Source organism: Lentilactobacillus parakefiri, assembly GCF_002157585.1.
Taxonomy (GTDB): Bacteria; Bacillota; Bacilli; order Lactobacillales; family Lactobacillaceae; genus Lentilactobacillus; species Lentilactobacillus parakefiri.
In genome coordinates, this window is the sequence record NZ_BDGB01000080.1 from 1 (window position 1) to 17,314 (window position 17,314).

General features: G+C 42.2%; 19 protein-coding genes. 2 read left to right on the top strand and 17 right to left on the bottom strand.

Annotated elements, in window-relative coordinates; translation table 11 throughout:
- The coding region (locus LPKJCM_RS09230) for a transposase (RefSeq protein ID WP_165758591.1) at positions 1–264 on the top strand (264 nt) is incomplete at its 5' end.
- A 235-nt stretch (positions 265–499) separates the two neighbouring features.
- On the opposite strand, the gene tuf is transcribed toward LPKJCM_RS09230, so the two are convergent.
- The 4 genes from tuf to rpsO all read right to left on the bottom strand — a co-directional run bounded on the left by tuf (position 500) and on the right by rpsO (position 5,016).
- A complete protein-coding gene (gene tuf, locus LPKJCM_RS09240; RefSeq protein WP_087069617.1) occupies positions 500–1,687 on the bottom strand; it encodes an elongation factor Tu in 1,188 nt (395 codons plus the stop codon).
- Positions 1,688–1,869: 182 nt separating this feature from the next.
- Entirely contained in the window at positions 1,870–2,799 is a 930-nt protein-coding gene (locus LPKJCM_RS09245; protein WP_057962164.1) for a tetratricopeptide repeat protein, read from the bottom strand.
- Positions 2,800–2,865: 66 nt separating this feature from the next.
- On the bottom strand, positions 2,866–4,581 hold the full coding sequence (locus tag LPKJCM_RS09250) for a ribonuclease J (RefSeq protein ID WP_057962165.1): 1,716 nt from the start codon (positions 4,579–4,581) through the stop codon (positions 2,866–2,868).
- Positions 4,582–4,746: 165 nt separating this feature from the next.
- Entirely contained in the window at positions 4,747–5,016 is a 270-nt protein-coding gene (rpsO, locus tag LPKJCM_RS09255) for a 30S ribosomal protein S15 (RefSeq protein ID WP_057962166.1), read from the bottom strand.
- Between the two features lie 243 nt (positions 5,017–5,259).
- Between rpsO and rpsT the strand changes: the two genes are divergently transcribed.
- Positions 5,260–5,514: a 30S ribosomal protein S20 gene (rpsT, locus tag LPKJCM_RS09260; RefSeq protein WP_057962167.1), complete on the top strand. Its 255-nt coding sequence runs from the start codon at positions 5,260–5,262 to the stop codon at positions 5,512–5,514.
- A gap of 99 nt (positions 5,515–5,613) precedes the next feature.
- On the opposite strand, the gene holA is transcribed toward rpsT, so the two are convergent.
- From holA to LPKJCM_RS13590, 13 genes are all read right to left on the bottom strand, one after another.
- Complete coding sequence (gene holA, locus LPKJCM_RS09265) at positions 5,614–6,639, bottom strand: DNA polymerase III subunit delta (protein WP_057962168.1); 1,026 nt, start codon at positions 6,637–6,639, stop codon at positions 5,614–5,616.
- Complete coding sequence (locus tag LPKJCM_RS09270; RefSeq protein WP_057962169.1) at positions 6,639–8,831, bottom strand: DNA internalization-related competence protein ComEC/Rec2; 2,193 nt, start codon at positions 8,829–8,831, stop codon at positions 6,639–6,641. Before LPKJCM_RS09270 ends, holA begins: the two co-directional genes overlap by 1 nt.
- Before the next feature lie 59 nt (positions 8,832–8,890).
- Complete coding sequence (locus LPKJCM_RS09275; protein WP_057962170.1) at positions 8,891–9,367, bottom strand: ComE operon protein 2; 477 nt, start codon at positions 9,365–9,367, stop codon at positions 8,891–8,893.
- A 51-nt stretch (positions 9,368–9,418) separates the two neighbouring features.
- Positions 9,419–10,144 (bottom strand): helix-hairpin-helix domain-containing protein, encoded by a 726-nt coding sequence (locus tag LPKJCM_RS09280; protein ID WP_057962171.1) that lies wholly within the window; start codon positions 10,142–10,144, stop codon positions 9,419–9,421.
- Between the two features lie 73 nt (positions 10,145–10,217).
- Positions 10,218–11,252: a SepM family pheromone-processing serine protease gene (locus LPKJCM_RS09285; RefSeq protein WP_057962172.1), complete on the bottom strand. Its 1,035-nt coding sequence runs from the start codon at positions 11,250–11,252 to the stop codon at positions 10,218–10,220.
- Between the two features lie 29 nt (positions 11,253–11,281).
- A complete protein-coding gene (gene coaD, locus LPKJCM_RS09290; RefSeq protein WP_057962173.1) occupies positions 11,282–11,761 on the bottom strand; it encodes a pantetheine-phosphate adenylyltransferase in 480 nt (159 codons plus the stop codon).
- Complete coding sequence (rsmD, locus tag LPKJCM_RS09295) at positions 11,758–12,324, bottom strand: 16S rRNA (guanine(966)-N(2))-methyltransferase RsmD (RefSeq protein ID WP_057962174.1); 567 nt, start codon at positions 12,322–12,324, stop codon at positions 11,758–11,760. The genes coaD and rsmD overlap by 4 nt, the downstream gene beginning before the upstream one ends.
- Positions 12,325–12,337: 13 nt before the next feature.
- Complete coding sequence (locus tag LPKJCM_RS09300; protein ID WP_057962175.1) at positions 12,338–12,616, bottom strand: YlbG family protein; 279 nt, start codon at positions 12,614–12,616, stop codon at positions 12,338–12,340.
- A gap of 18 nt (positions 12,617–12,634) precedes the next feature.
- A complete protein-coding gene (locus LPKJCM_RS09305; RefSeq protein ID WP_057962176.1) occupies positions 12,635–13,816 on the bottom strand; it encodes an FtsW/RodA/SpoVE family cell cycle protein in 1,182 nt (393 codons plus the stop codon).
- Between the two features lie 195 nt (positions 13,817–14,011).
- Complete coding sequence (gene typA, locus LPKJCM_RS09310) at positions 14,012–15,859, bottom strand: translational GTPase TypA (protein ID WP_057962177.1); 1,848 nt, start codon at positions 15,857–15,859, stop codon at positions 14,012–14,014.
- A 96-nt stretch (positions 15,860–15,955) separates the two neighbouring features.
- The gene (locus LPKJCM_RS09315; RefSeq protein ID WP_057962178.1) at positions 15,956–16,735 is read right to left on the bottom strand and encodes an inositol monophosphatase family protein; all 780 of its coding nucleotides are present in this window, start codon (positions 16,733–16,735) and stop codon (positions 15,956–15,958) included.
- 1 nt (position 16,736) lies between these two features.
- Positions 16,737–17,045 carry a UPF0223 family protein gene (locus LPKJCM_RS09320; protein WP_225364168.1) on the bottom strand — a complete coding sequence of 103 codons (309 nt, stop codon included), beginning with the start codon at positions 17,043–17,045 and terminating at the stop codon, positions 16,737–16,739.
- A 72-nt stretch (positions 17,046–17,117) separates the two neighbouring features.
- The coding region (locus LPKJCM_RS13590; RefSeq protein ID WP_087069619.1) for a hypothetical protein at positions 17,118–17,314 on the bottom strand (197 nt) is incomplete at its 5' end.

Below are 17,314 nucleotides of genomic sequence, written 5' to 3' on the forward strand. Positions count from 1 at the left end.
GATCTCCACGATGCTTTGATGGGGCGTCACGCTGATGAACTCAAGAATATCATCACTAACTATCAGCCTAACGGCACGCCCCTAGATACGGCCATGCATACCCTACGAAAGAATCTTAATGGAGTAATTAACGCCGCCAAATCGTCCTACTCTAACGGACCGATAGAGGGCATCAACCGTAAGATCAAGGAGCTCAAACGTGCTTGTTATGGCTTCTCCAATCAGGCCAATATGTTCACACGCGTCTACCAGCTGATTGCCTAGATTATCTACCACAATAACGTCACGATGGTAGGCTTATTTGTTATGCCTTCAAGTACGATATTCAGACAACACACCAGATTAAACGCCGCAACTAATAAAACAACAAAAAAGATCTCCCACACGAGGAGATCTCCAAAGGATAGAAACTATCCTTCAACACCATTTGACAAACTTCCACATAAAAAAGCTGTGAGGACTTATCCTCACAGCTTCAGTGTGTGCTTAATGATAAAAACTAGTCGTTAACATCACTAACAACACCGGCACCAACAGTATGGCCACCTTCACGGATGGTAAACTTAGTACCCTTTTCAATGGCAACTGGCTTAGTTAATTCAACTTGGAATGTAACGTTATCACCAGGCATAACCATTTCGACACCCTTTTCCAATTCAATAACACCGGTAACATCGGTAGTATGGAAGTAGAATTGTGGACGATAGTTTGAGAAGAATGGCGTATGACGGCCACCTTCTTCTTTAGTCAAGATATAAACTTGACCTTCGAACTTCTTGTGGGTCTGGATTGAACCAGGAGCAGCAAGAACTTGGCCACGGACAACTTGGTCACGGTCGATACCACGAAGAAGAACACCAACGTTATCTCCGGCTTGACCTTGATCAAGAGTCTTACGGAACATTTCCAAACCGGTAACAGTTGACTTCAATGGTTCGTCATTCAAACCAACGATTTCAACTTCGTCACCAACTTTAACAGTACCACGATCGATACGGCCAGATGCAACAGTACCACGACCGGTGATAGTGAAGACATCTTCAACTGGCATCAAGAATGGTTTGCTGTCATCACGTTCTGGAGTTGGAATGTATTCATCAACAACATCCATTAAGTCAAGGATAACTTGTTCTTGTTCCTTGTCGCCCTCAAGTGCTTTAAGAGCTGAACCACGGAGAACAGGAATATCATCACCAGGATAATCGTATTCAGAAAGTAATTCACGAACTTCCATCTCAACCAAGTCAACTAATTCGTCATCATCAACTAAATCAGTCTTGTTTAAGAAGACAACGATGTAATCAACACCAACTTGGTGAGCAAGCAAGATATGTTCACGAGTTTGTGGCATTGGGCCATCAGTTGCGGCAACAACCAAAATAGCACCATCCATTTGAGCGGCACCAGTGATCATGTTCTTAATGTAATCAGCATGTCCTGGGGCATCGATATGGGCATAGTGACGCTTTTCAGTTTCGTATTCCACGTGAGCAGTGTTGATAGTTATACCACGTTCACGTTCCTCTGGAGCTGCATCAATATCAGCATAGTCTTCAGCCTTAGCGAGACCCTTTGCAGCCAATACCTTAGTGATTGCAGCAGTCAAAGTCGTTTTCCCATGATCAATATGGCCAATAGTACCAATGTTTACATGGGGTTTTGTTCTTTCATAATGTTCTTTTGCCATTAATGAAACCTCCTGTTGTTTTCAAGAATTACATCAATTTCGCATCAATGCATTTCTAAGTGTTATTATACTACATCTTCTGGAAAAGACAAAGTAGTCAATTTTCGAAGAATCCTTAAGTATTATATCGATACTGGTAATGTTTGTAAACAGATTCCCTTTATTTTCCGAAAATAATTTAGTTATATGAGACCAATTTTAATTTCCTGATCGTGAATCTGACTAATCCATGACAGCATCTTTTCTTGGGCTTGAGTCTTAGCAGACAACGGCTCTCCAAAGGATTGGGCAATAATTGCTTGTGCCCAGAAAACGGGGTCAGTCATCACTTCAGTAAAATAAGGATAAATATAATTACTCTGAGTGAATAGCTCCTTTTCCAGTAAGGATAATTTGATCGGATCCTTCACAGCAAATTGTTGTTCAACGATCTGCAGCACATCCACAAAAGGGTCGATTTTCTCCAATGGTTTCAATTCGTCCAGACTTATGGTATAAGTCCGTCCATCCAACCAGTTCAAATCAACGTTTTCAGAAACCTTTACCCTCATTAATTGTAACAAGACCTGTGTTTTCGAAACCTGCCATCCAAATGGATCATTAAGGAGCCTCTTAGCAGCTGACAGGTACTCACTTAATGGTAATTGACGAGCCGCTTTAATTTCATGAACCTGTTCAGGAACTGAAAGTGCCCCAAGATAGGCAAATTCACGTGACTTTGCTGTCAGCGCCGTTGACTGCTGCTCACGATATTCCTGTTCAGCAGTCATCACGCTTTGCTGCCACTCAGCTTTCTTGAAAGCCGGTGCCTGAGCAAGTACTTCTCGAGCTGACATAAACAGATTATTTGCCAGAAAGATGGCAATTGCATCTTCCTGATACTTTGGGTCGGCAACGAAGTCTTCAGCAAAATCACTAACAATTTGGCTGGCCTCGGTATATTGTTTCAAATGATACAGCGCATTGGCATACAAATCGTTCAGTTTCAGCGATTGCGGGTATTTTTCCAACAAGTGCTCAGCCTTGTTCACAACTTGATGATAACGGCCATCCTGTAAATCTTCCTCAGCACTTCTTAGAATGATTTGATCATTTTTGGTTATCTCAATCATCTTTTCCTCCATATCACCCAGGGATAGAAAACGAGCAATTCAAAAAATGAATTACTCGCTTGATGGTTAGTCCTTTTCAGCTGCCTTTTGTTTCTTTTTTGAACGCTTATGGTGTTGGTTAACTTCCATAATAACTGGTAAAATAACCGGTCGCCGTTTGGTCTGCTTATACAGGTAATCGCTGAGATCCTCACGAACATCCTGCTTGAGGTTACTCCAATCGAACTCTTTGTGCTCAAGATTATTGGTAACCGTTTTTTCGATAATCCCAGCAGCATCCTTCATCAAATCCTTGTTGGCTTTAACGTATACAAATCCTCTGGATGTTAACTTAGGCGTGGAAACGATCCGTTTCTTTTTGCGGTCAATCGTGACGACAGCGACAAAAATCCCATCTTCAGAAAGCACTTTTCGATCACGCAGGACAATGTTTCCAATATCACCAATTCCAATACCGTCGATCATGGTGTCAGCTAGATCAACTCCCTTGCCCAGATGAATGTCATCTTCTGAAATCGAGATCACATCACCCTTGGCGGGAATGACGATTTGATCATCAGTATAACCAATTTCCTTTGCCAATTGAGCATTTGCTTCCAGCAATCGGTATTCCCCTTGAACTGGAATAACGTATTTAGGACGCAGAAGGTTCATTAATAACTGCAGATCAGCTTGGCTGGCATCCCCTGAGGAATTCATCTCATCAGAAATCATCTTGACTTCACCATCAGCGCGATAGACCATGTCGCGGGTTTTAGCAACCGTCGTTTCCATAGCCGTTGAGGGGGTTGTCGTAATAAACACCAAATCGCCGGGTTCAATATTAATATCACTCTGTTCTTTGTTGGCCATCCGTTGAATTGCTTTGATCGGTTCACCCATTTTACCGGTTTGGATAATGACCACCTTGTCGGGAGCCATCTTTTTCAGTTCGTCCAGTGAGCCAATTAAAAGATCATCTTCAGGGAGTTTAAGTGTATTTAGCCCCATGGCGGTCTTAACAATCCGTTCCAAATCATGTCCGGTTAGGTAAACCCTCCGACCGGTTCTAGCGGCCGCATTGAAAACCTGCTGCATTCTTAAGATGTTGGAAGCAACTCCGGCAACAATAATCCGGCTGTTTTGATAATTAAAGGTATCATAAATATATTCAGCAATCTTCTTTTCAGACGCACTGGGATTAGGATTCTCAGCGTTGCTTGAATCGTCAAGCAATGCCAAAACCCCCTCATCGCCAAGTTGGGTCAATGCCGAATAATTTGTTTGATAAATCGGAGCGGCTGTTTGATCAAATTTGAAATCACCAGTGTATACAATGATCCCATCTGACGTGTGCAGTGCGATCCCCAGTGAACCGGGAATCGAATGGGTCGTTTTGAAAAAGGTCACTTTAATGTCTTCAAAATCAATTTCACTGCGTTCACTGACAACGTGGAAGTCATCAAAGTGTTTAACTTCTTCAGAGTCAGAGACGTTAATCTTGGCAAGCTCGATTGTCATCTCTGATCCAAAGACTGGGACATCAAACTTACTTAGGAAATAAGAAATCGCACCGATCGAGTCCGCGTGACCATGGGTCAAGAAAACACCGACAATTCGATCCTTGTTCTCCTCAAGCCAGCTAAAGTCAGGAATGACAACATCAATCCCCAACAGTTCATTTTCAGGATACTTTAAGCCACAATCTAAAATATAAATACCGCCATTGATATCAACCGCGTACATGTTTTTGCCATTTTCGCGGGCACCACCAATCGCCATTACTTTGATTTCGTTTTTCATGATTCACCTCAAAAATTGATATGTTCTTTTTTACGTTCGTTTTCAGCTTCTTTTAGTTTAACATATTTTTTGTTGAAACCGAATTTTTCAAAAAACATTGTTGTTTCTTAAAATACTTATGTATTAAAAAAGAGCGGATACAATCCGCTCTTAGTGATATTCATATTAACGACGAAGACCAAGGTCCTTGATCAATTGACGATAACGAGTGACATCCTTGTCACGCAAGTATGCTAACAAGTTACGACGGTGACCAATCTTTTTCATAAGTCCACGTTGTGAATGATAATCTTTACGATGAGTACGCATATGATCGTTAAGTTCGTTGATATCTGCAGTCAAGACAGCGATTTGAACCTCTGCTGATCCGGTATCGCCTTCGTGACGAGCAAATTTGTTGATAATTTCGTTCTTTTTAGTCTGTGTAATTGCCATGATATAACCACCTTTTTATTTTTTGACGCCAACAACTGAGTATGCGGAAGTGGTACCCGACAAACTAAGTCGAAGGTCTTGTACAACACACAAAAACCAGTATAACGGATTTCGCCGTCAAATACAAGCTTACTGCCGATATTCGTTGACAGTTTGGCTTGCAATCAGTCGTTGGTTTTTGTATAATGATGCTTGTTGAAATTTAATAATTTTTACTTAGAATAATACTCGGAGGTGAGTCAAATGCCAATTATCAAATCTGCTATCGAACGTGTTAAAACTAACGAAAAAGCACAACGTAGAAATGCTGCACAATTAAGTGCATACCGGACTGCCGTTAAGAAGTTCCAAAAGGCACAAGTTACCGGTTCTGACGACGTTAAAGATTTATATATTAACGCAATCAGCGCAATTGATCGCGCAAAATCAAAGGGCTTAATTAAAGCTAACAAGGCTGCTCGTGACAAGTCACGTTTAACTTCAAAGTTAGCAAAATAGTTTCCCCCTAGTTGTTAGTGACGCTAACAACTTTTTTTATCCTCAAAAATAGGCGTAAACAAGGTCATAATTTGACTTTGCTTACGCCTATTTTTTCATTTAACTGACATTTTTCATAAATTTCAAGACAAATAGTTCAAATAATAATTCAGGTGAACGCCGAGTCGACTTCATCTGACGTTCAGTATCAACCAAACCAATGTATGCCTCTCGCAGCTGATTATAGCTAAACTTTTTGATAGTCTGCATGGCTAACTTAACCCGATAAGGATGCACCTTCAGAGTTGACGCTAAATTTCCTTGCGAGTACCCATGCTTCTGTAGAATCATAACCTGCAGCAATAATCTAAACTGCTGGATTAAAACGGCATTGATTCGAATGGGCTCGTCATTTTCGAGCAGTAACTGATGATAAATGTCCATCGACTGCTTTGGGTTCTTTTGCAAGACACTATTCACCAAATCAAAGACGTTTTGCTCCATTGACTTACTGACCAGACCATTAACGGAATCCAAATCAATCACTTTAGTATCGTTATTGTACAAAATTAGTTTAGGTAGATCGCTCATCATCGTTGTCAACTTACCGCCAGTGAGTTCAACCATTCGATCCAGCGCATCACGATTAATTTTGAACCCAGTTCCAGTAACTTTGTCGGTCACTAATTGTTTAATCTCGTTTTCACGAAGATTACCAATTTCAATGGTTACGGCAACTTTTTTGAGGGCCTTTGTGATCTTCTTTCGAGAATCCAGCTTATCGTAGGGCGCAAAAATGACCATGACCGTTGACTGTTCAGGATGCTTCAAGTATTCCAAAAAATCATCAAGATCTTGGTCCAACTTAGATTTGGTGCGCATTCCCGTGAGAAAATATGGTCGATTAATCATCACCAATCGGCGTTCGCCAAAGAATGGCACCAAAATTGCATCCTCAACTGCTGCAGAAATAGTGGTGTCCTCCATATCATAGCTGCCAATATTCATTGAGCGCTCACTGTCAGGAATCATCTTGACAAACGCCGCTTTAATTTGGCTGGAAAGATAATCCTGATCACCCAAAATTAGATAGACTGGCTTGATTACCTTGTCGCTTAACTGTTGAATTAATTGAGAATAGTTCATTATAAGTTCCCTTCATGCCTGTTCAATACCGTTTCAAAGTGACCGGTATTATTTCGATAAATATATCTTACCATACCGTGTTTTTGGGTATTAAATACTTTAACGTTATGCTGTTTAAGTGTCACAAGTGTTTCGTCATTTGGATGACCATAGTGGTTATTTCGACCCGCAGAGATCAAAGCAATCCTCGGCTTGACCGCAGAAATAAATTGCGGATCAGATGAGGTCTTACTCCCATGATGACCGACTTTAAGCACATCTGCTACCAAGCCACTATGCCTGGATATTGTATCCAACTCACCAGGACGATCCAAGTCCCCAGTAAACAACCATCGCAAACCGCCCTTTTGAGTACCAATGACCATTGAGTCATGGTTCTCACCTTTCCCGGCCAGATATGGATGGTAAATTTGTGCCGGCAGATTTGCCACCCGCATCTCATCATTGACACATAGCAACTTAGTTAATCGATCACGGTTGGCAATCCGTTTCATAAAGCTTGGATTTTGATCCATCCCCAGGGGAATAATAATCCGGCTAATTTGCATTTCTTCAATAAAGGCAGGTAAATCACCACAATGATCAGTGTCCTGGTGACTAACACACAAGTTATCAATTTTAGAAATCCCAATACTTTTTAAATAGTTAATTGACAATCGTTTAGCTTGATAGCTGACCTCCCCTCGCTGCCAGGGCTTCATACCAAAGTGAACCTTACCACCTGTATCGATCAAGGTCACGGAACGATTGAGCGGCTCTCTTATCAAAAAACTATCGCCCTGCCCAATATCAAACATTGTGACTTCGCCATTAAGTGGGAAGTGAATCCAACAGAATACTGCCAGATAAGTGGCACCCAGTATTCCCGCAATTTTGTTTGCAGACGATCCACCGGCAATTGCCAAAAGCATTGTTAATGACAGCATCAGCAGAACAACGGGTAAAGTTGGCTTCCCAAAAACCAGCATTCCCGGAAAATGACTAATCATATTTAAGCCATTATTAAACAGGTGCAAGAATCCATCAATGGGCATAATCAGCGTTTCGGCAACAAGCCCGCCGATAACGCCAACAATTACCAATGGAAAAATGACTCTTCCAAAGAGCGGCAGCACAATTAAGTTAATCAAAACGCTCAGAAAATGCCACTCATAAAGGTGAAACAATAAAATTGGCACTGTTAAAAAATTGAGTAAAATCGTTTGCTTAATATATGATAACCGCTCAGACGCAATTAGGCCTAATGACAAACCATAGCTCAGCTGAACGCCCATGAGAAACATCGCCTCGGGTAACATCATCAGGTTGATCATCAACGACCCGCTCCAAATATCAAGCTGTGACAGATCGATGTGAAATACACGATTGACAATCCCAATGACCGCCATTATAACTGCCCTCAGCAAACCCGGGGATGCGCCTGAAAACACAAAGTAGCCGCCTAAAAAGAGAATTGAAATAACTGCTTTCTTAAACCTGGACAACCCCAACCAGACCATTAATTGGTCGACGATGGATAGGAAATAGGCAACGTGCATCCCAGAGATACTAAAAACATGCAACAACCCCAGCTTTTTGACACCAGTCATTTCGTCAAAAAAATTAACTGGTCGATACCCACTAATTAGTCCGGTGGCGTAAATTCCCAGTGTTTTTGGCAGATGATTGCAGTACTGATTAAATTGTGAGCGGAATACATGAATCCAGTCAATAATCGAAAGCTTCGTTGCAGTTTCTTGAACAACGAAGCTTTCGACTAGAAAACAGTTCTGAATTTTCTGATGATGGTAGTATTTGGCCATATCAAATTGATTGACATTGGTCGCGGGTAAAAACGGCGCAGATTTACCGGCAACCTTAAGAACCACAGGCTTAGTACCAGCGGTTAGGCGGCGTTTCTGACCGTTGCTTTTCAGTCTGGCATAGAACACCATCTTTTCTTTAACGCCCTCAGGATGAGCAATAAAGCTTAAATTTGCACCATTGACCTTTGCCGTATCGGGGTAAATTTTGACTAAATAGGATTTTGTCCCCGTTGCCGAGGCCCTCTGCTGGTTAGTCAATAAGCCGACCCCGGCGAAAACAATTCCGGCAAAAATACAGCTGCTGATCACCATCACATTTCGAAGACAATAGATTCGGATAGCTAGTAATCCCAGTAGGATAAAACCAATCACACGATTTCCATACATGGTCATACTCATTAAAAGCATGACACCCGCAGGAAAAATAAGCCAATTCTTATTGATAGTTAGTCAGACAGATAGGACCCGAATGGCACTCTATTCATATCGGCTTGAGTCAACTTAATTTTGTTTAATTCAATGCTTTTCAAATTAATCAGCTTTTGGGCATAATCGTTATTATGGTAATTTCTCAGGTAGTTAATCTTGGTAATCCCCGCCTGAAGTAACATCTTGGTACACTGCAGACACGGAAAATCGGTCACGTAAATTTCAGCGTCATCGGTACTCTCACCGAACTTGGCACACTGAAGAATCGCATTCATTTCTGCATGGATGGTTCTGACACAGTGCCCATCTTCTAGGTAACAACCGACATCAATACAATGATCGTCCCCAGCAACTGATCCGTTATAGCCACCAGCAATAATTCGTTTGTCCCTGACAATCACTGCACCTACAGAAAGCCGTTCACAAGTACTTCTTGAGGCCAGTAAAACTGCCTGCATCATAAAATATTGGTCCCATTTAATTCGCTTATCCATTATCATTCCACCTTCTCTGGTGTAAATCATATCTCAAATTGACTTTTTGGGCTAGACACAAATTGAAGACTTCAGGTTTGCAAACGTTTTATCACCAAATCCTGGGACTTCTTTAAGCTCTTCAATATTTTTGAACTGGCCGTGTGCCTGGCGGTACGCAATAATCTGATCGGCTTTTTTATCCCCAATTCCCGTCAGCTCTTGGAGTTTGGTTTTATCAGCAGTATTCAAATTAATCTGTGCAGATGATCCGGCTGTTGATTCTTCTGATGCCGTGGCGGATTGAGCCGCCCCATCTGCTGGAGTCTCGGATGTTGCTGGACTCATTGTAGACGTCACTGGGGTTGCCTTTTCACCCCGAATGGGAACGTAAATGACCTGTTGGTCGGTTAATTTCTGTGCCAGATTAATTTTATTCTTGTCCGCTGACCGATTATAGCCACCGGCCAACTCAATGGCATCGACGACACGCATATTGGCACTCACTTGATAAACACCGGGATTTTTTACCGCCCCTTTGACATCGACATACATCTGTTGATTCGAACCTGAAGCAACCTGCTTAGGCTGATCTGGCACGGTCGAACTAGCTGTCGACGCCATTTCTGAAGTAGACCCCGCACTCTCGATGACAGCCTGATCGTCGTGACTACCTGATTGACCCCCTCGACTAATGAACATCCCACCAATCACAAACATAAAAATAACGATGACACTGACTAAGCCAATTAAAATCTGATAAAGATAGTCATTAATAAACTCACGTATCCTATCCATACTGTACCTCCCTTCTAATATAATACATACGAAAAAAAGGATTAGATTATCTAACCCTTTTGTAATCGAACAATTAATTTTTCCCCAGCACTGAAACCGCCTGATTAAAGGTCTTCACCGGAATCACTTTCATGGACGGTGCATATTTCTTTGCGGTTGCTTTTGCTAATTGATAGTTTGTCTGATGATCTTCTTCGTACTTTAAAATCGTTTTGGTTGGTTTGACATAGGGAGCTAAGAAAATCTTGGCACCATGTTTCTTGGCGGTAATGACTTTTTTATCAATCCCGCCAATTTCACCAACATTGCCCAAACCGTCAACTGTCCCTGTGCCGGCAACTTTTTGCCCATGCCTGAGATCCTTGTTGGTTAGTTGACTGTAAATCTGTAATGCAAACATGAGGCCGCCTGACGGACCGCCCACTTGGCCGGGGTGAACTTTGATTGGAATTTTAGGTTCCACTTGAACATCATCGGTCAGGGTTATCCCAATACCCGCTCGATGTTTTGCGATCATTCCTAGGGGCGCAACAGCTTGATGCAATTTCCCGTGACGTTTATAAGTCACCGTCAATTTTTGACCGTATTTTTGTTGCCTTACATATTTGATGAATCCAATCGAGCTCTTAAAACGATGACCATTGAGTGCAATCACTACGTCACCGACAGCCAGTTGATTTTTAAAGTTGGAATTCTTCATCAGGCTCATGACATAAATGCCGTGATACTTGATCTTAACGGCTTTGTGTGCTTGACGATAAGCCGTATAAATTGCGCTATTGATTGACCCATCCATGTAGATCTGCTGAACCTTGCTATATTCTTTCATGTCTTGGCCACCCGTAACGTCTTCTTCGGGTTCAATCGAATAGTAGGGGCTCAACTTAGCATAAAGATAAGTAAACGGCCGTGCCTGAGATATACTAACTGACATCAACATGAATTGTCCCGGACGCTTATCAGGATGATTCTGAATGTTGACAATTTTACTTAAATTAGCGGCATCTCCAGGTCCTTCAATATATTTGGGAAGCGGCCACAAAAATCCAACCGCCACAAAAAGTAAAATGGCAAACCAAATTAAATATTTTTTTAACCACTTTTTCATTCGTTCACCACTCTCTTGAAACATCTGTTTTATTGTCGATACTTATCATTTAATGCTTGTGCAACCGGTCCTGGAACAAATTTTGACACATCACCATGAAACTTGGCAATTTCTTTAATCATGCTCGATGAGAGGTCCCGATAGTTAGCCGCGGTTGGAATAAAAATGGTCTGAATATCACCTGCTAATTTTTCATTCAGTCCCGCAATTGACATTTCGGAATCCAAATCGCTGCCGCCGCGAACGCCCCTCACCAACACAGTCGCATCCAAATGGTGGGCCAGTTGAACAGTCAGTTCTTCCGATACCACAATCTCCACATTTGCCAGCTGATGCAATGCCTGTCTGGCAAATTCTGCCCGCTCATCATCCGTGAACAAAGGATGCTTGTGTGTATTAATACTGATGGCAACGTATACCTTTCCAAAAATTCGGCTGGCCCGCTGAATCACGTCAACATGCCCAAAAGTGATGGGGTCAAAGCTGCCTGCATATAAAGCTTTTGTCATTGTTTGTTCTCCATTTGATAGTTATAAATTGTCAGGTTTGTGAGTCCATAATTTTTTTGCTTGACCGCATGGAAACCATCAAGATCAAGTGGCAATTCAGTGTGATTATCAGTTTCACAAATCACAGTTGCCCCTTCGTTTAACAGACCAAGACTTAACAAATCTCCCAGGACCTTCACAATCTGCTGCAGCTTGTACGGCGGATCCAAGAACACTTGGTCAAATTTAACGTCATTGGCAGCCAACTGCTTCAAAACCATCTCGGCATTTCCCTTAATCACGGTAAACTGATCTTCGGCGTGAATTTTGGCAATATTCTCTTTGATTGCTTTAACGGCTTGGTACTGTCGATCAACAAGAACCGCACTGTCCATGCCCCTGGAAACCGCTTCAATTCCCACAGCACCAGAACCGGCAAATAAGTCCAAAAAACGGCCACCGTGATAATATGGGCCGGTCATACTGAATAAAGATTCCTTGACCTTATCAGTGGTTGGCCGAGTTTGATCGCTTTTGACTGGATTCAAGCGAATCCCGCCATATTTTCCTGATACAATTCTCATCATTTACCTCAACTTAATAGTCTTCATCAGCCGAATCATCATCCAACTCGGTTTTACCTTCAACTTCTTGAACTAATTCGTTCAGATGTGATGGCACAACCTGTTTAACGTAACTTTGAGATGCTAATTTCTTGGTAATCTCTTCCTCATCTGCTTGATTGACGTAAATTAAGCCATAGCGCATCCTTTTGGAAACGTAATACAGTCTGCCATAAGATTTGAGATTCCTAGCGTGGCGGATCGAATGTAAATAAACAATTAACCCAGTTGTGGGCTGAATAACTAACGCCATCATTTCATCTCCTTTAGTTTACTGTCTGGCTGCTTTGAGCGCTCGGCGTTCCAAACGCTCACGACTACTGATGTTTAACACCAGTCCCAAGCAAAATGAAAGCGTCAGGATACTGGAGCCACCGTAACTGATGAACGGAAATGTGACGCCAGTGATTGGTAACACGCCCAAAACGCCACCCATATTGAAGAAAGTCTGAATGCTCATATATGTCGCAACGCCATAGCAAACCAAGCTTTGGTAAGTATCGTTACTGCGAACACCGATTTGAATGGTCCGCAGAATAATAATCGTTAATAACGCCATGACCAACACAGCGACGATGGCCCCCAATTCCTCAGTCAAAATTGACATGATAAAATCGGTGTTTGGTTCGGGCAGATAGCCGGTTTTCTGGACACTATTACCCAAGCCGACGCCAAAAAGGCCACCATTGCTAATTGCGTAATACGAGTTAACCACTTGTTGACCAGTCCCTTGTGCATGCCCAAACGGATTAGTAAAAGCCACAATCCGTTGCAGCTGGTAAGAATGGGAAAACGTGTCTGACTTAGCCATGGGAACCAGAATAAATTGAAATGCCAGGACAGCTGCAGCCGCACACCCATAAACGATAGTCAGGGCTCGCTTCCAAGAAAAACCGCTGCAGTTAAATAAAATAAACGCAATCGCTAAATTAATTGCGGCCCCACCCGAATCGGGTTGCTTGAGAATTAAACCAATCAACACCGCGGTAAAAAACAATGGCCATTTCATTTGATCCCACCAGCTGCGAAATGACAAGGTAATTTCGGGTTGACCCTTGTCAATTGCGTCAGCGAGCCAAATGATCAAAAAGAATTTTCCAAATTCGGCCGGCTGAATATTCACCGGTCCTAAATGGATCCAACCGGCAGCACCATTAATCGTTTTACCGACTAAGAGGAGCCCAATTAGAACGGCGATAAATGCATAGAGAAGAAACTTCAAAAACTTAGGCTTTCTTAAATACTTAATGTTCATTGCAGTCATAACACCAACAATAATCACACTTAAGATTACGAAGATTAACTGTTTAACCAGATAACTAAGTGGACTTCCCCCGTTCTGCATTGAAATATTTGCACTAGCAGAATACACCATCACCACACCGATAATCGACATGACAATATACGGAATAAAAATAACATAGTCGAGATTTTTTAAACGTGCTTTCCCCATTGGTCCAACTCCACTTTTCAAATTATATGTAGGTGTATCGAGCTATATTATATCATAATTAAAAAGCGGGATTCAGAGATTACCGATCAGGTTTAGGGGAATTTAACATGTTTAGCCAGACACTATTGAAAGCAAAACAAAAAAAGGCCCCGCCGATCCGATTGGATTGACGGGGCCTTCTGGTTAGACGCTGTTTTAGTTATGACGCTTCTTTTTAGCTTCTTTTTCACGGGTGTTTGAGTTCAAAATTTTCTTTCTCAAACGGACGAAGTGAGGCGTTACCTCACACAATTCGTCTTCATTCAAGAATTCAAGCGATTCCTCAAGTGAAAGATGAGTTGGTGTCTTAATTCGAGCCATATCATCGGAACCGGCTGCACGAACGTTGGTCAGGTTCTTACCTTTGGTGATGTTAACCGTGATATCGTTCTCCCGGTTATTTTCACCAACGATCATTCCCTCGTAAACTTCTGTACCTGGGTCGATTAACAATGTTCCACGGCTTTCAATCCCCATCATTGCATAGGTCGTTGCTTTACCGGCGTTCATTGAAACCAAAGTACCCTTGGTACGACCAGGGTTCCAGCCCTTGATAACTGGCATGTATTTCTCGAAGGTATGGTTTAAGATACCGTATCCACGGGTTAATGAAAGAAATTCAGTTGAATAACCAATTAATCCACGTGATGGCGCCAAGAAAGTCAAACGAGTCTGGCCATTGTCGGTCGTTTCCATGTTCTGCATGGTTCCCTTGCGTTGTGAAAGGGTATCAATAATCGAACCGGTATACTCATCTGGTGTATCGATTTGAACGGATTCAAATGGTTCACACATGGTGCCGTCAATTTCTCGATAAATAACTTCTGGACGTGAAGCTTGGAGTTCAAAGCCTTCACGACGAAGAGTTTCAACCAAAATTGACAAATGCAACTCACCACGTCCGGAAACAATCCATGAACCTGGTTGGTCGGTATCTTCAACACGCAGTGAAACATCGGTGTGAAGTTCACGCTTTAAACGATCACCAAGTTGACGAGCCGTCACAAATTTACCGTCTTGGCCGGCAAATGGTGATGTATTAGTTCCAAAAGTCATTTGCAGTGTTGGTGCATCGATTCGAAGAATTGGAAGTGGCTCTGGGTCTTTAGGATCAACCACCGTTTCACCAACGTTGATGTCTTCCATCCCTGAGACCGCAATTAAATCACCAGCCTTGGCTGATTGGATGTCTTCCTTCTTCAAACCGAAGAATCCCATTAATTTGGTAACTCGGAAGTTCTGCTTAGAACCATCAAGCTTCATAACAGTCACACTGTCACCAACTTTGATTGTCCCACGGAAGATTCGGCCAATCCCGATTCGACCAACGAAGTCATTGTAATCAAGCATGGCAACTTGGAATTGGAGGGGTTCGTCTGAATTGTCGATTGGCGCTGGAATGTCTTTCACAATGGTGTCAAAGATCGGCTTCATGGTATGTTCCTGCTTACTAATATCAGGATCATAGCTTGAAGTTCCGTTCATAGCTGACGCATAGACAACTGGAAAATCGAGTTGTTCTTCATCGGCACCAAGTTCGATGAACAAGTCAAGAACTTCATCCACAACTTCTTGTGGACGGGCACCTTCACGGTCAACCTTGTTAATCACAACGATTGGTGTCAAGTGTTGTTCAAGAGCCTTCTTCAAAACGAAACGAGTCTGAGGCATTGTGCCTTCGAAAGCATCAACGACAAGTAAACAGCCATCAACCATTCGCATGATTCGCTCAACTTCGCCACCGAAGTCCGCATGTCCTGGCGTATCCAAGATGTTAATCTGTTTGTCGCCATATCGAACGGCAGTGTTCTTCGACAGAATGGTAATTCCCCGTTCACGTTCGATCGCATTCGAGTCAAGAGCCCGATCCTCAATTTGTACGTGTTGATCAAGCGTATCTGATTGCTTCAACATTTCGTTAACCAGCGTTGTCTTACCGTGGTCAACGTGGGCAATAATAGCAATGTTACGAATGTCGTCGCGTGTTTTTAATTTAGTATCCAAGTCGTTTGCTTCCCTTCATTTAAATCAAACCGAATATTGTACATCATCATTATTCATTATTCGCATAAAAAAACTGTGACAACCGTCACAGTCCGATCATTCACTTACAATTGTAAGAATGTCTTGATGTGCATTTCGTGTTGCTAACAATACTGGTGTTGATGATAACACATCTAATCGCTGTCCGTCAATAGTTGTCATCTTAAGTCCAGCAGTTTCACACAAAATTCTGCCTGCCCCAAAATCCCATGGCTTAAGGTAAGAAATATAACCAACTAATTCACCACGAAGAACGGAAATGATATCAATCCCAGCACTACCGTAAATGCGCATCCCCAAAGACTGTTGGGCGATGTCGACCATATTATAATCATTGTGTAAAACCATTGGACCACTCAGGCCAATTAAGCCCTCTCGAAGCGGCGTGTCCTTGACCGGTGGCAGCGGGTGTCCGTTATCAAAGACGCCGATGTCCGGGCCGCCAGACAACAGATGCTTGCCAATAACGTCCATCACGTAGCCCAGAACACCCTTACCATCTTCATAAAGCGCAATCATGATGGCAAAATGATTCCGCTGCTTCACAAAATTCATTGTACCGTCGATCGGATCGACAATCCAAATTCGACCTTCAGTCGAATGGACTTGGTCGCCAAATCCTTCCTCGCCTAGAATCTGGGCTTGTGGATCAAATTCGCGGATTTTGCCAACCAAAAACTTCTCATTTTGCTTATCAATGTTAGTGACTAAATCACGTCGACTCGTCTTCGTATCGACTTTTAAGCGAGTGTCGATTTTTCTCAAAACGTTATCACGTGATTCGTGCAGCCATCCCTTAACCGTTTTATCAATTTGTTTGAGTTCGTTAATTTCCATCCTATGCCTCACGTACCGTCAAATTAGCCAGTTGCTCATCCTTAGAAAGTTTGATGACTTCATAGGAATCATATCCTGAACGATGGGCAAATTCGGTTTCCAATTGCTTCTGTTCCATCTTTGCGGGGACCACCTCCTGGAATTTCCGATAAGTTTTGATAAAATCTGCTCGTTTAATTCCTGCCGTTTCTTCATATGCCTGTTCAATCGTCTCAAAAAAATTAACAACGTCAATAATTTCATCAACATTCAAACCATCAATTAATGGGTACTCATACCCCTCGGCCATCTTGCTCATCACTCCGATCATTACCAAGTTGCCTTTATTATATGATAGATGAGGACTTTGTGAAATAGAAAAGGTCGATGTTGTGTGAGTTTTTCATCTTCGAACAACCAAAATGATTGCCATCATTGATAAACAACACAAAGAGGCTGGGACATAAGTCCCGCCGATAAATAAACTGAGCCGCATTTTCCACTTTCTCTGGAAGATGCGGCTCAGTTTTTCTATCCAACCAAAAATATGAGTTAAATTGGCCATCATTTTGGCCAATTTATTCATATTTGCTGCCATCA

Excerpts from the sequence above, each read along its gene's own strand:
- tuf (WP_087069617.1), bottom strand. The coding sequence starts at position 1,687 with ATGGCAAAAGAACATTATGAAAGAACAAAACCCCATGTAAACATTGGT.
- LPKJCM_RS09245 (WP_057962164.1), bottom strand. The coding sequence starts at position 2,799 with ATGATTGAGATAACCAAAAATGATCAAATCATTCTAAGAAGTGCTGAG.
- LPKJCM_RS09250 (WP_057962165.1), bottom strand. The coding sequence starts at position 4,581 with ATGAAAAACGAAATCAAAGTAATGGCGATTGGTGGTGCCCGCGAAAAT.
- rpsO (WP_057962166.1), bottom strand. The coding sequence starts at position 5,016 with ATGGCAATTACACAGACTAAAAAGAACGAAATTATCAACAAATTTGCT.
- rpsT (WP_057962167.1), top strand. The coding sequence starts at position 5,260 with ATGCCAATTATCAAATCTGCTATCGAACGTGTTAAAACTAACGAAAAA.
- holA (WP_057962168.1), bottom strand. The coding sequence starts at position 6,639 with ATGAACTATTCTCAATTAATTCAACAGTTAAGCGACAAGGTAATCAAG.
- LPKJCM_RS09270 (WP_057962169.1), bottom strand. The coding sequence starts at position 8,831 with ATGTATGGAAATCGTGTGATTGGTTTTATCCTACTGGGATTACTAGCT.
- LPKJCM_RS09275 (WP_057962170.1), bottom strand. The coding sequence starts at position 9,367 with ATGGATAAGCGAATTAAATGGGACCAATATTTTATGATGCAGGCAGTT.
- LPKJCM_RS09280 (WP_057962171.1), bottom strand. The coding sequence starts at position 10,144 with ATGGATAGGATACGTGAGTTTATTAATGACTATCTTTATCAGATTTTA.
- LPKJCM_RS09285 (WP_057962172.1), bottom strand. The coding sequence starts at position 11,252 with ATGAAAAAGTGGTTAAAAAAATATTTAATTTGGTTTGCCATTTTACTT.
- coaD (WP_057962173.1), bottom strand. The coding sequence starts at position 11,761 with ATGACAAAAGCTTTATATGCAGGCAGCTTTGACCCCATCACTTTTGGG.
- rsmD (WP_057962174.1), bottom strand. The coding sequence starts at position 12,324 with ATGAGAATTGTATCAGGAAAATATGGCGGGATTCGCTTGAATCCAGTC.
- LPKJCM_RS09300 (WP_057962175.1), bottom strand. The coding sequence starts at position 12,616 with ATGGCGTTAGTTATTCAGCCCACAACTGGGTTAATTGTTTATTTACAT.
- LPKJCM_RS09305 (WP_057962176.1), bottom strand. The coding sequence starts at position 13,816 with ATGGGGAAAGCACGTTTAAAAAATCTCGACTATGTTATTTTTATTCCG.
- LPKJCM_RS09315 (WP_057962178.1), bottom strand. The coding sequence starts at position 16,735 with ATGGAAATTAACGAACTCAAACAAATTGATAAAACGGTTAAGGGATGG.
- LPKJCM_RS09320 (WP_225364168.1), bottom strand. The coding sequence starts at position 17,045 with ATGATCGGAGTGATGAGCAAGATGGCCGAGGGGTATGAGTACCCATTA.